The sequence below is a fragment of the Nostoc sp. genome (assembly GCF_036917395.1).
Taxonomy (GTDB): Bacteria; Cyanobacteriota; Cyanobacteriia; order Cyanobacteriales; family Nostocaceae; genus Nostoc.
The window spans coordinates 25,460-40,551 of the sequence record NZ_JBALDI010000033.1; the positions used below are offsets into that span (position 1 = coordinate 25,460).

At 36.0% G+C, this 15,092-nt stretch carries 12 protein-coding genes and 1 pseudogene; 11 read left to right on the plus strand and 2 right to left on the minus strand.

Annotated features, from left to right (window positions below; genetic code table 11):
• The 11 genes from V7K46_RS12640 to V7K46_RS12690 all read left to right on the plus strand — a co-directional run bounded on the left by V7K46_RS12640 (nucleotide 1) and on the right by V7K46_RS12690 (nucleotide 13,378).
• On the plus strand, nucleotides 1–936 hold the full coding sequence (locus tag V7K46_RS12640) for a class I SAM-dependent methyltransferase (RefSeq protein WP_335113534.1): 936 nt from the start codon (nucleotides 1–3) through the stop codon (nucleotides 934–936).
• A complete protein-coding gene (locus V7K46_RS12645; protein WP_335113536.1) occupies nucleotides 921–1,913 on the plus strand; it encodes a glycosyltransferase in 993 nt (330 codons plus the stop codon). The genes V7K46_RS12640 and V7K46_RS12645 overlap by 16 nt, the downstream gene beginning before the upstream one ends.
• A 149-nt stretch (nucleotides 1,914–2,062) precedes the next feature.
• A complete protein-coding gene (locus V7K46_RS12650; protein ID WP_335113538.1) occupies nucleotides 2,063–2,716 on the plus strand; it encodes a methyltransferase domain-containing protein in 654 nt (217 codons plus the stop codon).
• A 355-nt stretch (nucleotides 2,717–3,071) separates the two neighbouring features.
• A complete protein-coding gene (locus V7K46_RS12655; protein ID WP_335113540.1) occupies nucleotides 3,072–4,613 on the plus strand; it encodes a lipopolysaccharide biosynthesis protein in 1,542 nt (513 codons plus the stop codon).
• A gap of 191 nt (nucleotides 4,614–4,804) precedes the next feature.
• Nucleotides 4,805–6,235: a hypothetical protein gene (locus tag V7K46_RS12660; RefSeq protein WP_335113542.1), complete on the plus strand. Its 1,431-nt coding sequence runs from the start codon at nucleotides 4,805–4,807 to the stop codon at nucleotides 6,233–6,235.
• Nucleotides 6,236–6,321: 86 nt separating this feature from the next.
• Entirely contained in the window at nucleotides 6,322–7,419 is a 1,098-nt protein-coding gene (locus V7K46_RS12665) for a glycosyltransferase family 4 protein (RefSeq protein ID WP_335113544.1), read from the plus strand.
• A 93-nt stretch (nucleotides 7,420–7,512) separates the two neighbouring features.
• Nucleotides 7,513–9,384, plus strand: a complete 1,872-nt coding sequence (gene asnB / locus V7K46_RS12670; RefSeq protein WP_335113546.1) for an asparagine synthase (glutamine-hydrolyzing) — start codon at nucleotides 7,513–7,515, stop codon at nucleotides 9,382–9,384.
• A 6-nt stretch (nucleotides 9,385–9,390) separates the two neighbouring features.
• Entirely contained in the window at nucleotides 9,391–10,578 is a 1,188-nt protein-coding gene (locus V7K46_RS12675) for a glycosyltransferase (protein WP_335113548.1), read from the plus strand.
• A complete protein-coding gene (locus tag V7K46_RS12680) occupies nucleotides 10,571–11,332 on the plus strand; it encodes an FkbM family methyltransferase (protein WP_335113550.1) in 762 nt (253 codons plus the stop codon). Before V7K46_RS12675 ends, V7K46_RS12680 begins: the two co-directional genes overlap by 8 nt.
• A 6-nt stretch (nucleotides 11,333–11,338) precedes the next feature.
• Entirely contained in the window at nucleotides 11,339–12,172 is an 834-nt protein-coding gene (locus V7K46_RS12685) for a glycosyltransferase family 2 protein (RefSeq protein ID WP_335113552.1), read from the plus strand.
• An 18-nt stretch (nucleotides 12,173–12,190) separates the two neighbouring features.
• Nucleotides 12,191–13,378, plus strand: coding sequence for a glycosyltransferase family 4 protein (locus tag V7K46_RS12690; RefSeq protein WP_335113554.1), 1,188 nt, complete (start codon nucleotides 12,191–12,193; stop codon nucleotides 13,376–13,378).
• Nucleotides 13,379–13,467: 89 nt separating this feature from the next.
• Here V7K46_RS12690 and V7K46_RS12695 read toward each other — a convergent pair whose 3' ends face one another.
• Together V7K46_RS12695 and V7K46_RS12700 are read right to left on the minus strand one after the other, a co-directional pair.
• Nucleotides 13,468–14,310 (minus strand): methyltransferase domain-containing protein, encoded by an 843-nt coding sequence (locus tag V7K46_RS12695; RefSeq protein WP_335113556.1) that lies wholly within the window; start codon nucleotides 14,308–14,310, stop codon nucleotides 13,468–13,470.
• Between the two features lie 281 nt (nucleotides 14,311–14,591).
• Nucleotides 14,592–14,819: pseudogene (locus tag V7K46_RS12700) on the minus strand (tetratricopeptide repeat protein); the annotation flags it as partial.
• Nucleotides 14,820–15,092 lie beyond the last annotated feature (273 nt).

Genomic DNA, 15,092 nt, shown 5'->3' on the forward strand with positions numbered 1-15,092 from the left:
ATGGAAAATTACTATAATATCTCTTGGTTAGAGCAAGATAAATTACATCAGACAAGTATAGTTAAGCGTTTATTTTATTTTTTTAGTCGTCCTTTACTTTCTATATATGCTAGTCAATTTTTATCTCCACAAACTTTAAAAAATCTTCAACCATCTCTCGTACTTCCAGGACGTGGAATGCCTTTAGAAACTCGTCGTTTTTGGGGGTCAGCGTTGTGCAAAATTAGAGAAGCTACTATCCTTGTTCAAGGAACTGGAACTGGCTGGGATGTCATTTCTTGGGCAAGATTAAGGCCTAAAAAAATTCTTGCAACTGACTTATTTGAATTTAAAGATTCTTGGAGTGAAATTACACATTATTGTAAAAAATTATTAAATGTTGAAATTGAGTTTTATAAATCTCCTTTGGAAGATCATTCATTTATCAAAGATGAATCAATTGATTTATGCGCGTCAGATGCAGTTTTTGAACACTGTCAAGATTTAAAATCAGTTGTTAAAGAATCATTTCGTGTTTTGAAGCCAGGAGGTAGTCTCTATGCTAGCTACGGACCTCTATGGTTTTGTGCTGGCGGTGATCATTTTTCTGGGCGCGGTGGTTTACGAAATGCGTTTAACCATTTGTTGCTAGATTCTGAACAATATATGAAATATTTCCTCTCATTTTTGCAAAATAATGAGGATTTTCAAAGTGGAGGGCGTTATGTAGAACTTGATTTATTTTCACATTTAAGTACTCAAGAATACTGTAAAGTTTTTCAAGAAGAAGGTTTTAAAATCAAAGATTTAATTCTTCAATTAGACCCTAATTCTTTAGCATTTAAGACTGAATTCTCTGAAAACTTTAGAGAATTATGTAATAAACATACTAATGAAGATGATTTTTTAATTAGTGCTAATCTAGTCCGCTTGGTAAAACCATGCATTTTATCTTAAAAATGATAGAGCCTTTAGTATCAATTGTTTTACCCGTCTACAATCGTAAGAAATACTTGGCTAAAGCCATTGATAGTGTTTTACAGCAAACCTATCAAAACTGGGAATTAATTATTGCAGATGATAATTCTTCTGAAGATACAAAAGCTTTATTAGAAGAATATGCTGCAATATCTAAGGTGAAGATTTACTATAATACCCATAATCTAGGACTTTTTGCTAATCTTAATCAAGCTATTAAACGCTGCAATAGTGAATATATAATAATTCTTTGCACTGATGATTTTTTATTGCCTCATTGTTTGGAAACTAATATAAATGCTATCCAAAAGTATTCTGAAGCCAATCTTATCTTATCTTCTACATATTCAGTTGATGCAGATGGTGAAAGATTACCTGATGCCAAAATTTTTTATTATGATTATATAGCTAAGGAAACAAAAATTTTGCAACCCGAACAAAGCGTGCCATTATTACTTAAATTTGGGAGTATCAATGGCAATATTACTGCAATGTTCTTTAGGAAGAGTCTTTATGAACGAATTGGTGATTTTAGATCAGACTGGCGACATGCAGCAGACTGGCAATGGATATATCGAGTTGCTTGTTGTAGCCCAATTCTAATTTCTAGAGTTAACGTAGCAGTTATTAGAGTTCATCAAGAGCAACTATCAGTTATCAATGGAAAGAATCTCAGCGCTTCCTTAGAAGGATCTGAAATGGTAAAGATGCTTTTGGCCAGTCCGCATGTAATAAATCTTAAGTCAGCACCAAATTGGGCATCGCACATTATGCAGTTTCATCTGTGGTTTGCCTTCAAACTTGCTCTTAGAGGATATTTGTCAGAGGCTTTAACTATTCTTAAGGCTATAAATCAAGTCACGGGTTTTGGCAAAACATTCTGGGCAATGTTGAAAACTTTACCTCAGAGGTGGGCTGCTCGTAGACAGAAAGGCTTCATTTTACCACCCAATTAATAATAGAAGGATTCTATCTATCCTCAAACGACTTGATAGCATTCGCTTACAGCAATTGAATTTCATTAAATTGAAAACAATTGAATTACACAAAAAATATTAATTAATTGTATTTGTTTAATTTCAAACTAACACAGGAGATGAATAAAATGATAGGAGCAGATTTTGAATATATTAAAAAATTACTTAATGCTGGTTTGATTTCTTCTCCATGTTTAGACCTTGGTGCAGGTGGTGGCGGTGAAGGAAATAATTGTAAAAATTTACTTCAAAATGCCGGATTAAAATACATTGGAACCGATATGTATCCAGGGGAAGGAGTTAATATTGTTGCTAATTTTGAAGATTCAAAACTTGAAATTAATAAAGTATTTGTAAAAAAGTTTCCTTCTATTTTAGTTCTTAATGTTCTAGAGCATACTTTTGATCCAATCAGAGTATTAGATAACGTATTTTCTATTTTAGAACCAAATGGAACTTGTGTTATAATCACTCCAACAGTATGGCCAATTCATGATTATCCAATTGATTGTTGGCGAATTAATCCTACTTTCTATAAAGAGTATTGTAAGCGTCGTTCTGTTGATTTATTAGAAGAATATTTTGAATATGTAGGATTTTATAATGTTAAAACTAATTTGAACAAAATTGCTCATACATACGTGTTGCCAAAACCAGAAAAAAATAAATTTGGATTGATATACTCTAAGACTATTCATAAGCTTTTTAATACCTATGGAAGGTCGATGTCATGCGCTTCACACATTGCAGTGGGTGCTGTCATTAAAAACAGTATCAAATAGATTAAAACTTAGCTCGACTTTATCCAAATCAAAGAAAGTAACCCCTGTATTTGATAAAAGTTATAGCCCAGAGAGCAAAACTTTTTCTATTGTCATTAATTCTAATAGCATCTAAAAATTACAAGATACTGATAAATCACGATTCCAAGTTAGGCGCTCGCTCCTTTGGCAAATGGATAAAGTCGAGTTTAGAGAAGATTTCAAATATCGCTAATCATACTAAAGTTATCCTCCAATTTATTGCAAAATACTATATTTCTCAAGATGTTACATTTATTAAATCTAAAAAATATACAGTATGAGAATGTTTGTTTATCAGGAATCCGTGAAATGAACCCCATCAAGATATTTATGTATGAATGTAGAAAGACGTGCTTTAAATGGCATTGTTATTAATATTTTTTCATTTGCTTTCAATTTGGCTCAGACTGTTTTAATTGTCCCAATTCTCATTAAATTTTGGGGTGTCGAGAGTTATGGATTATGGCTTACGATATCTGCATTTATGAGCTTATTGCAAACTATTGATAATGGCCATCAAAACTATGTTGGTAACGAGTTAACTAAGTTTTACATAACTGGAGCTGGCACAGAAAAATTAAAACAGACATTAGCCTCTAGTATTTGGATGGCGGGAATATTAGGCTGTTTGCAATTAATAATATCAATTGGAATGATAGCTTTTGGTTTTATAGAAAAAATTTTAGCAAGTAGCTCAGTAATAACAGAAAATCAAGAAATTGGAGTTGCACTTATTGTTTTAGTAATTACATGGATATTAACTGGTTCTGTTGGGGGTATTCTATCTCGTCTTTACTTACCACTTGGAATGTATGTTAGGTTTACCACCTGGGGAATAATTGCACAGTTTTTTAAAGTAACTAGTATTTTATTAACTGCTATATTAGGAGGAAAACTACTGGTAGCTTCTATAGTTAGCAGTTTAGTTTCCCTAATTATATACATATTTTTCTTTATAGAAGTGTATCAAATCTTTCATAACCTTTATCCATTTTGGACTAATGGTAGTTGGAGAATAGCATTTACTAATGTTTGTAAATCGTTTTTTCTTACAGGTGTAGGATTTTTATTGCAATTACAAAATAATGGGTTAACTTTATTTGTATCTGGCATAATTGGAACAGCATTTATTCCTGCACTTAGCACTATGCGAACTCTTACTAATACTTTTTTAGCAGGAACTGCAATTGTTACAATGTCATTAATACCTGAGATGACCCGCTATCATACTCAAGGTGAATATAAAAAATTAGCAGATATGATTTCTACAGCTTGGTGGTCAGGGGGCCTATTAATTAATCTTGGCTTAGTGATTACACTACCATATATTGAGCCAATATATTTACATTGGACAAGAGGTCAAATCAGCTTTAATTGGGTGCTTTACCTAATATTAGCTTGGTCAATTTCGCTAAAAAACTTTGGTAATCCTCAAAGCATTTATCTAATGGGGATTAATCATATAAAAGCACAAACAACAATTGCAATTGTGCAAACGACAATTATTTTAGGCATAACTAGCCTTTTTTTGGCTAAATATGGCTTGGTTGCTGTCGGTATAGCAATAGTCTGTAGTGAAATCATTGGTTCAGGGATAATGGCAACAATTTACACCATGATAGAACTGAGGAGTCTGGGTGGTAACTTACTCTTTACTAAAATTATTTCAGCTTTTTTTGCTGTTGTCATAGTGGGGTTGACTTATATATCTGTAGGACTATATTGGTTGAGTCCGTTAATTGCATCAATAGTTGGAGGAATAATTTTGATAGGACTATATTTATGGCAATGGCAATATTTATCTATAGATGTGCGTTATAGACTAACTAAACTCTTCTATAAATTTACATCTTTAAGCTATAAGCATCCGACTTGAGTCTTGCTAGGTATACTGATAACCAAAGTTTTCTCCAGCAACCTTTCAGTAAGCTTGGGTTTTCAAAAATCAAATGGATTCCTATAGTCAAGATTAACATAAAGTCTAAATTACAAGTTGACGAATTATAGTTTATTCTCCAACTAAATAGATATAGGATTATAAGTTACAGAACAACTACATTCATAAAAATGAATAAACTTTCTTATTTAGACACAACATTAGTATTTCTACTAATATTTTCAGTTATTCCAGGTCTTTTTGACCTTTTTGAATTGTCTTTAGGAATTCTTGCTGCTATCCCTTTAATTCTGATGATGCGTTTGTCAGTATTAGATGGGAGTTTGGAAACTCGGATGCTATCAATAAGCTATTCAATAAGTCAATTTATTTGTTGGGTCATTGGGTTCTTAGGTTGTGTATATTTTTTATCTCCAAAAGGCTTCAATATTGGTACTCATACCGTAGTTACAATGGTTTTGATTAACCTAATAATGTGGGGAAGTTTAGTAGGTACTTTAATTGCTGAACCTTTTAAAAAATCTCAGTCTAAAAGCTTAAATCATAATGAACAAATCACAAATGAATTAACCTCTAGAGGATTTCAAATAACTGGTGCAGTTTTCATATTTTTTCTGGTTATCAATTATTTAAGTGGTGGTTTTTTCTCTAGACAAGAGATTGGAAACATAGTGGAGCCTGGAACCATATTATACTTTTTAAATGCTTTTAGTACATTGCAGTATTTATTTTTTCTATTCTTAGGATTTCGCTTAAATCGACCACTTCTGAATCAATCAAATATTGCTAATCTAATAATTGTGCTTTTCTCTATGCTAATAGCTAGTCTAACTGGTGGACGTGGCATGAGTATTCGGATGCTTATTTATACCATTTTAGGAAGCTTTTATTCAAAGCTTAAGTCTAAAGATATCAAAAAAGTTATTGTAATTTCAATCCCATTCGTTTTGTTTTTTAGTATTATAATTGGCAATGTTAGAGGAAATTTAGATTTTAGTGACTCTAGAAATCTAGTTACTCGTATAACACTTATAGGTAAAGCTGCCACTGGAAATTTAGAAGCAACGGGATCTGATTATGATGATCCTCTTTATAGTACTTTTACGAGAATCGCAGAGCCTACAGGACAAATAGTAATCGATCATGTTGCTGAGACTGGATCTTATATTGGGTTACGCAACTTTGAACGTATTGCAACAGCATTTATGCCTAAAATTATAGGCGACAAAGAGCCTATGGATGATGGAGGGGAAAGATTAAGAGATGAATATGGTGTATATATCACTCAATTTACTAACGCACCTATAACTTCTATGGCTGATGCTTTTGAGAGGGGAGGTTATGGAGCAGTTTTTATATTTTCACTAATTATGTCTTTCTACTTAACAAAACTGGGTGGATATATTGGCAGGTTAAAAAAACAATTACTAAGAATAACTTTAAGGATATCTTTTGCTTACACTTGCTCTGTACTTTATGCTCCAAGTATTCTTGGATGCATCAGCGTTGTAACTTACAATTTTCTTAGAGATGGTTTGTTGATATGGGCTTTGATATTTGTGCTAGAAGCAACAACAAAAAAAATTAAAAATGAACAGTAAAAAACCTAGCAAGGAATTATATAAAAGTAAGCTTAACACTTTTGATAAAGACTTTAATTAGGAATTTATATAAATTTTTGAAATAAATGAGGATATTTTTTCTATTAACAGATGCCTTTGGAGGGCGCGGGGGTATCTCACAGTACAACCGAGACTTCATTAACTGTCTCTGTAGTGCCAAAAATTGTGATGAGGTAGTTGCTATTCCAAGGCACATTGTCGATCGCATTGAAACTTTGCCTCAGAAACTCACATATATTACTTCAGGAATAAAAGGTAAGTTGGCTTACATTTGTACCATTTTTCATACCATCAGAGCCAACCCCAAATTCAATTTAATTGTCTGTGGTCATCTTTATATGCTACCACTTGCCTGGCTAGTTAAACTATGGACAAAAGCGCCTATCCTTCTAGAAATCTATGGCATCGAAGCCTGGAAGCCTCATAACAGCCTAGTTAACTATTGTCTTCCAGCAGTTGATTCTGTTGTCTCTATCAGCCAAATTACATTGGATCGCTTTCAATCCTGGGCAAATATACCCAAAGTGCAACAATTTTTACTGCCAAATGCGATCGCTCTTGACCAGTATAGGCATGATGACAAAAATTCTGAACTTATTTCCCAATATGGACTGAAGGACAAGATAGTTCTGATGACATTGGGACGCTTGGACTCTTATGAACGATATAAGGGGTTTGATGAAGTAATCGAGTTGCTGCCTAAACTGAGTGAAATAATTCCTAATTTATCCTACTTAATAGTGGGAGAAGGATCGGATAGAGAGAGATTAGAAGAGAAAGTGCGATCACTTAATCTTCAGGCAAAAGTGATTTTCACAGGATTTATTTCTGAAGCCAAAAAAGCCGACCACTATCGCCTAGCAGATGTTTATGTGATGCCGAGTAAGGGAGAAGGATTTGGCTTTGTTTTTTTAGAAGCAATGGCTTGTGGTATTCCCGTAGTTGCGAGTAAAGTTGATGGCAGTCGTGAGGCAGTACGAAATGGTTTACTAGGCATTCTTGTTAATCCTGATGATCTAGAAGAAGTAAAGGCGGGAATTCTAGAGGCGTTAAAGTGTCCCAAAGGAGTAATACCACAAGGATTAGAGTATTTTTCCTATGAAAATTTTGAGCAGAGGTGTCATCAGATTTGCGACCAAATATTGCAAGCATCTAGCGTGTGAACAGTTTTCTGAATTGCAATTCAAGAATCACTCAATAACTTTGCTCATAATCACAGTTATATTGCTCAATCTACCAATCAAATCCTTAAACACATGTGCGGTATATACAGTTACATAGGCAGAGAAGACTTTAATTTATCAAATGTATTAGCTGCTCTGCATCATCGAGGCCCAGATTCCCAAGGTACATGGCAAATAAATGTAGGAGCAAACCACATTCATCTACTGCATACTCGTTTAGCAATTCTTGACCTTAGTCCTGCTGGGCATCAGCCTATGGTAGATGCAAAAACGGGTAATGTGATTATTTTTAATGGGGAAATTTATAACTTCTTGGAACTACGCCAAGAATTGAAAGCACAGGGTGTAGAGTTTACCTCTCATAGTGATACAGAAGTTTTGCTATTAGGTTATCGCGTCTGGGGTGAGCAAATAGTAGAACGCCTAGACGGTATGTTTGCTTTTTTATTGTTTGACTCTATTCAACAACGCCTTTTAATAGCACGGGATCACATTGGAATTAAACCACTATACTATGCTCAAACTCGCGGCGGAGGCATTGCTTTAGCATCGGAAGTACGGGCATTAATTACGTCTGGATTAGTAGCAACAGACTGGGACGAACAGAGTATCTATGAGTATTTAATATATGGCAGTGTCCAAGAGCCACGGACTATCCGACAAGCGATTAAAGCTTTTCCCCCTGCTCATTATGCTTATATTGATTTGCGGACAGACTTAGCCACTATATCTACCCCTATTCGTTATTGGAATTTAGCCCAACACGTATGCAATCACATAGGGGAACCGACATCTCACAGAAGTCATACCGAAGTTTTGCTAGATACTCTCAAAGAGCAGCTCATTGCTGATGTTCCTGTGGGTTTATTTTTGTCAGCCGGGATAGACAGTACAGTGCTTGCTAGTATGCTAGCTCCAGTTATGCAAGGTCATCTCTCCACTTTTACCTTCGATTTACAAGACTCTATTAAAGATGAGAGTAATTTGGCAGCTATGACTGCACAAAAACTCCAGCTAAAACATCATGTAGCTTATCTATCTCATAAAACGCTAAGTACTTGGTTAGTTGATAGCTTTACAGCAATGGATCAACCCTCATCAGATGGTACAAATACTTATCTTATTTCTAGAGCTTCATTACAACATGGTATAACCGTTGTTCTTAGTGGTTGTGGTGCGGATGAGTTACATGGTGGCTATCCTCATTTTGTTTCCATACCAAAGTTATATCAACTAGGAAAGTGTTTGGCTAACATGAAGTCTCTACTTCTGCCTTGGATAGAAAATATCAAGGGCTGGCGTAAGAATTCTATTTATCAAGAAAGATTAAATCTTTTATTCCAGCAAATAGATTCACCTTCCAGAATGTTAAGAGAAACGCGGCGTTTCTTTACGCCTAAGCAAATATCTGACTTTTGGACTGTAGCACCAGATTTTTACAATCCAGTGGCAAATTGGGATGATGAAACAGACAATAAACTTAATCTTGATGTGGAGACTTTAATTTCTCTTGGTGAAATTAAAGGCTACCTGAGAAATACCTTACTAAGAGATAGCGACTGGGCTACAATGGCGAATCAGCAAGAACTACGCGTACCCTATTTAGGTAGGCGCTATATAGAAAAAGTAATGCAAATTCCTTGGAGTGAGAAACGAACAACTAAAAAACAGAAAAAGCCCCTTTTATCTGGTCAGATTCCACCAACCTTACAGCACGCTCTGAACCGTCAGAAAACAGGCTTCGATTTAGATTATGCAATGTATTTAAGCGGGCCTCTGCGAGACTGTTTACACGCAGCTTTTACTCACCTTAATCAAGCTCACGGCTTTCAACTAAATGCTGACCGAGTAGAACATGATTTAAAAATTGGCGATCGGGCAAAACAAGTTCGTCGTTACTGGGCGCTGACGAGCCTTGGGTTTTATCTGCAAAATCATAGCTAGGTAATAATGCAAAATCAACTGAAGATTCTACACTACATCCCCGTTTATGCCCCCGCTTGGCAGTTCGGTGGCCCTGTACTTAGTGTTAGCCAACTTTGCGAAGGATTAGCCGCCCTTGGTCATCAAGTAGAAGTGTTTACTTCTAATGCTGGGTTAAATAATCAACCAGAATTGCCCCTCAACCAGCCAATCATCCGTAATGGAGTCAAAGTCACATATTTTCAGCAAAAACCAGGAATTGGTATTCATTGCCCAGGTATGGAGCAAGCAGTAGCAGTAAGAGCCAGGGAATTTGACATTATCCATATCACAGGTGTTTGGCAGCGTACCAGTGGAGCGGCTTGCAAAGCAGCCAAAAATCAAGGTGTTCCCTATATTGTTTCCCCTAGAGGCGCACTTGGGCCTTACTCCTGGCAGCAAAAAACAGCTAAAAAAATACTGTATTATTTATGGCAAGAACGCTTCAATATGACAAATGCAGCTGGTATCCACTACACTAGCAAGCAAGAATTACAGGAGTGTCGTTGGCTAAAACTACCAGCAAAATCTTTTATCGTTCCTAATGGCTTAAACACTGAATTTTGGCAACCTGCTTTAGAAGCAGCAAAAGCATGGCGTAAATCTCAAAACCTCAGTGAAGATGACTTTATCCTTTTGAATGTAGGCCGTCTCCACCACAAAAAAGGGTTAGATTTATTACCTCAGGCTTTAGCAGCCTTGCGACATCTCAACTGGCGGATGGTTTTTGTAGGTGGCGATGATGATGGTACTAAAGCAAAACTACAGCAGCATTTTCAATCTGCAAACTTATTAGACAGAGTTATCTTTCTAGAAAGATGCGAACCTAAGAAACTGCCAGCAATATACTCTGCTGCTAACTTGTTTGTCTTGCCCAGCCGTCATGAAAATTTTGGTAATGTCGTTGTCGAGTCTCTAGCCTGTGGATGTCCTGTTTTAATTTCCGACAAAGTGGGACTACATGATGAGGTAGCTGAAGGTGGCATAGGGAGGGTGCGTTCTAGAGTCGCATCAGAGTGGACTGAGGCTATTGGGGAATTGATTCAATTTCCTAGCAAAATGCAAACCCTAAAATTTAAATCCAGAGCATGGATAGAAAATATTTTATCCATTGATAAAACTTCTCTACACACAACAAATTATTATACTAGTATCAGAGAGAACCATTGTGCTTAATAATTTATATCGTTTCTCTAATGAGCTACTGTTAGTTAAAAAACTTTTACCTTTATCTTTATATATTCGTTGGATATCAGGAATAACAAAATATTTTAATATTTTAATAAAAACCAAAAGTCTAGGAGTATTAGATAAAAGTTTAAAGGAATCATTTAGTATAACGTTTAATGATAAAAAACTTTATTTCAAAAATATTGATTTTGGAGTTATACGTGAAATATATGGTCACTTATGTTACACCAAAATACGTGAATTAAAAGATGCAAAATACATACTAGATTTAGGAGCAAATGGTGGAGCATTTACAATATTTGCACTTGCCGAAGCGCCTCAAGCACAAGTTTATGCAGTAGAAGCACAATCAGAGTTTCTCAATATCATTAAACATAATGTTAAACAAAATTTATATGAAAATCGTATAGTAGTTAAATGTGCCGTAGTTGGTGGATTCTATGATGATTGGACACAATCCTTATTGAAATCCAATCCTAAAATACAAGAATTTAATATTTATGAATACATAGAAACTGTAGGAACTTGTGACTTTTTGAAATGTGACGTTGAAGGTGGTGAATTCTATTTATTCCAAGGAGATTTATCTTGGACTCAAGCTGTTAAAAGTATGGCATTAGAATATCATCCAGATAAAGGTGATCCAGATGAACTAGAGAAGATTTTACAATCACAGGGCTTTATAGTGAAGCGAGCAGATCACAAACATCTTGGTTACTTCTATTGTACAAGAGAATAACTACCTATGAATTCAGATATTAGTGCAGCTATTCTTACTAAAAATGAAGTTTGCAATCTTAACCGATGTATAAACTCTTTGCAGTGGTGTCAAGAGATTATTGTTGTAGACTCAGGCAGCACTGACGGAACAATACAATTGGCAGAATCACTGGGAGCCAAAGTGTTTACTCATATTTCACCTCCACCGTTCAAAATTTCTGAGCAGCGCAACTGGGCTTTACAAAATTGTAATTTAAAGAGTGAATGGGTGCTATTTATAGATGCTGATGAGGTTATTCCATCCAATTTAGCAACAGAAATTCAGCGTGTATGTTCTGCCAATAATCAACAATATAATGCTTATGAACTGCCTGCGCGTTATCTATTTTGGGGGAAATGGCTCAAGCTTACACAAGGATATCCTAATTGGCATTCCCGTTTACTCAAACTAGGAGAAGTAACTTTTACAGGTGGTGTTTGGGAACACTTGGCTTCAGGTGCTAAAGTTGGCAAAATTAATATTCCTTACGATCATTATGCTAATTCTAAAGGATTCAGAGATTGGTTAGAACGGCACGATCGTTATTCTTCTTGGGATGCTGAAAAAGTTGTGGAATTTCTGGAAACAGGCAAAGCATCTGCTCTAGGAACTGAACGCAAACTAAAACTTAGATTATTAGCAGCTAAACTTTGGTTTATACGCCCCATTATCAGATTTATACAGATGTATTTTTTAAGATTAGGTTTTTTAGAAGGAATAACGGCTTTTATTTTCTGTCTCCTCTATGCCATGTATGAATTTATGATAGTAGTCAAAATCATAGAACTGAGACGTAAAAAATCTGGATTAGCTCTTTGATGATTCCGCAATAAATACATGGAACAAATTACAATTATCACTCAATACTTCTACCCTAGCCATGCTGCTACTGCTCAACTAATGACCGATTTAGCCAAAGGACTTTCCCAAAAAGGCTATCAGGTAAATATATTCACAGAGACTCAGGCAAAAGACACTACTTATGAATTATCAAATCAAGCCATAATCAACCGTGCCTGCTCTCCTATTGCAGCCAGCACTAGCATTTTAAGTAAAATTATTAGCTCAATATTTTTTCTTTTAGATGCTTTAAAATATGTGATGTTACTACCTCGCACTACGCCACTTTTAATCGCTTCTAATCCACCATATGCTGGCATATTAGGCACTATTTTTAAAATTGTTTGTGGTGGAAAATATCATTTTTTACTCCAAGATATCTTCCCAGAATCTGCTGTGATGTCTGGCATTATTCAGCAAAATAGCTTTTCAGTTATCTTTTTTAGAAAATTAATTTATTTAACTTACAAATATGCTGACAATATTATTGTCCTCAGTACTTCCATGCAGTGTTTTTTGGAGAATAAATATCCGGAGTTAAAAGAAAAAATCAAAGTAATTGAGAATTGGGCAGTAGAAGATATTATTAGTTGTGATAAAGAAGCAAATTATTTTGCTCAACAGTATAACCTTGACAAGGTTTTTACAGTTTTATACTCAGGTAATCTGGGTAGATTGCATGATATAGAAACCATTGTTGAAGCGGCCAATATACTTAAAAATGCTCCTATTCAGTTTGTCTTTATTGGTAATGGGGTTAAGACAAAAGTATTAAAGCAAGCAATTCAATCCAATAAACTAAAAAACATCCTTTTATTACCTTACCAGCCCAGAGAAATACTACACCTCTCTCTTACCGCTTGTGACCTTTCATTAGTCAGCTTAATACCGGGCGCAGAATCAATAGTAGCTCCTTCTAAACTCTACGGTATGTTAGCAGCAGGAAGAGGAATTATTGCTATCTCCTCAGCAAACTCATACATTGACCAATTATTAACAAATTCTGGTTGCGGTATTAATACTCCTCCTAATAACCCTCAACACCTTGCCAATTTAATCAATGAATTAGCTAGTGATAGTATAAAAGTTAAGTTGATGGGAGAGAAAGCACGTCAAGTATACGAAAGCAAATATACTTTCAAACGGGCGCTTGCTGAATACGAAAAGCTCCTATTTGGTATTTAATCAAACCTGTAACTTTGAGCTTACTAAGTAAGTGGGCGGACAAAAGTAGATACACCACGGTGTAAGGGCGCACAGCTAACTGTGCGCCCCTACTTATTGCCGCACAACAAGCCAAACCGAATTAACCCACGCTGATAACCGCGACGCATTAATCCCAGTGATAATGCCCCTTGGATGGTAGCCCAACCAGCATTTAGTAAGCCCCAAAGCGCTTGGGGAGTGAATGCAGAATCAATCACCACATTCCAAAAGGGGGCGACAGCGGTTGACCAATCAGCAGTGCGGATATTATGTAATGGTAGTTGATGGGCGATCGCTTCGTACTCTGGCAAAGAAATCACATAAGGCAAACAATACACCCGATAAATATCCTGCAAGTGTTTTTGTTCATCCGCCGTTAGTGGGGACTCATCAGTTGGTCGATGACACCAAGTCACCATAATTAACTTGCCACCAGGCTTCAATACTCGGTAGCATTCCTGGAGAAACTTTTTTTTATCTGGCATATGTTCACCGCTTTCCAGCGACCAAACCAAGTCAAAAGAATCGTCAGCAAAGGGCATTGCTTGAGCATTTGCAACTTGGAACTGTGTTCTGAGACTCAAATTAACCTTTAAGGCGCGTTCTGTTGCTCTCGCGGCTTGCACAGGACTCAGTGTAATTCCTGTAGCCTTAGCATTAAACTTTTGTGCAAGGTATAAAGAACTGCCGCCAATGCCACAACCCACATCTAGGATATTTTCTGCTGCTTGTACCCCTGCCCAATTGAGCAGTTCTTCGATTAAATCAATTTGAGCCTGACGGCGGTCTTTTTTCTGGGTACCATCGACGCCGTAATAGCCGTGGTGCATGTGTTCGCCCCAAATCTGTTCCCACAGCCCGGAGGAAGCATCGTAAAATTCCTGGATTTGCTGGTAAAGTGTTGCACTCATGAAAAAAGCAGTGTTAAGACAAAGCCGAATTAAATAAAAACATACAGATAGGCTACCATGTGTGTTTTTATCTAAAATAGAGACTTTCGGTTTGCAGGGATAATAAACTCCAGTTTCTCTTGCCTAGAAAAACTTACTGATTTTACCTTAATAAGCTGCCTTTGCTCTCACTTGCATACCGCATGTTTCCGGGATACCTAGCATGATTGAGTTTTTGAATTTAAATTTTAAATGAATTATGACTGTTGTTCGCACAATTCGTTTGGGATTTTTGGCTGTCATTGTTCATACAGCGCCAAACCTAAATTATACAGCGCTGCTACGCTTGTGGGATTTATCACAAGGCTCTGGCGATAAGCCGTAATCGCTGCTTCTTTTTCTCCTTGTCGGTGCAACACTAACCCTAAGTTGTAATAAGCTTCACTAAAATTGGGATTAACTTTAATTGCCTCTGCATATTCTTGTAGAGCTGCATCCAAGCAATTTTGCTGCAAGAACATATTACCTAAGGGGACTTAAACATTTTTGAGGGAGAAACAAGCCTTAAACCCATGCAGAGTAAAGGAAACACACCAAATACTCAAAAATAGCCCAAACCCAGATATATGAATAAAGTAACCAAAACGATGTCGAAGTCTTTCTATATATACATTTGATGCTCTTTTATGGGTGTTTTTTGTCTAAATCGGGGCGTGAGTAGCAACGGATGCTGTTGGCGAAATATTTCTTTACATTATTGGCAAAGGAAGCACGATGTCTGGAAGATGTTAAATTTTGCCTTA

Coding starts and splice junctions, on each gene's coding strand:
- V7K46_RS12640 (WP_335113534.1), top strand. CDS start 1: ATGGAAAATTACTATAATATCTCTTGGTTAGAGCAAGATAAATTACAT.
- V7K46_RS12645 (WP_335113536.1), top strand. CDS start 921: ATGCATTTTATCTTAAAAATGATAGAGCCTTTAGTATCAATTGTTTTA.
- V7K46_RS12650 (WP_335113538.1), top strand. CDS start 2,063: ATGATAGGAGCAGATTTTGAATATATTAAAAAATTACTTAATGCTGGT.
- V7K46_RS12655 (WP_335113540.1), top strand. CDS start 3,072: ATGAATGTAGAAAGACGTGCTTTAAATGGCATTGTTATTAATATTTTT.
- V7K46_RS12660 (WP_335113542.1), top strand. CDS start 4,805: ATGAATAAACTTTCTTATTTAGACACAACATTAGTATTTCTACTAATA.
- V7K46_RS12665 (WP_335113544.1), top strand. CDS start 6,322: ATGAGGATATTTTTTCTATTAACAGATGCCTTTGGAGGGCGCGGGGGT.
- asnB (WP_335113546.1), top strand. CDS start 7,513: ATGTGCGGTATATACAGTTACATAGGCAGAGAAGACTTTAATTTATCA.
- V7K46_RS12675 (WP_335113548.1), top strand. CDS start 9,391: ATGCAAAATCAACTGAAGATTCTACACTACATCCCCGTTTATGCCCCC.
- V7K46_RS12685 (WP_335113552.1), top strand. CDS start 11,339: ATGAATTCAGATATTAGTGCAGCTATTCTTACTAAAAATGAAGTTTGC.
- V7K46_RS12690 (WP_335113554.1), top strand. CDS start 12,191: ATGGAACAAATTACAATTATCACTCAATACTTCTACCCTAGCCATGCT.
- V7K46_RS12695 (WP_335113556.1), bottom strand. CDS start 14,310: ATGAGTGCAACACTTTACCAGCAAATCCAGGAATTTTACGATGCTTCC.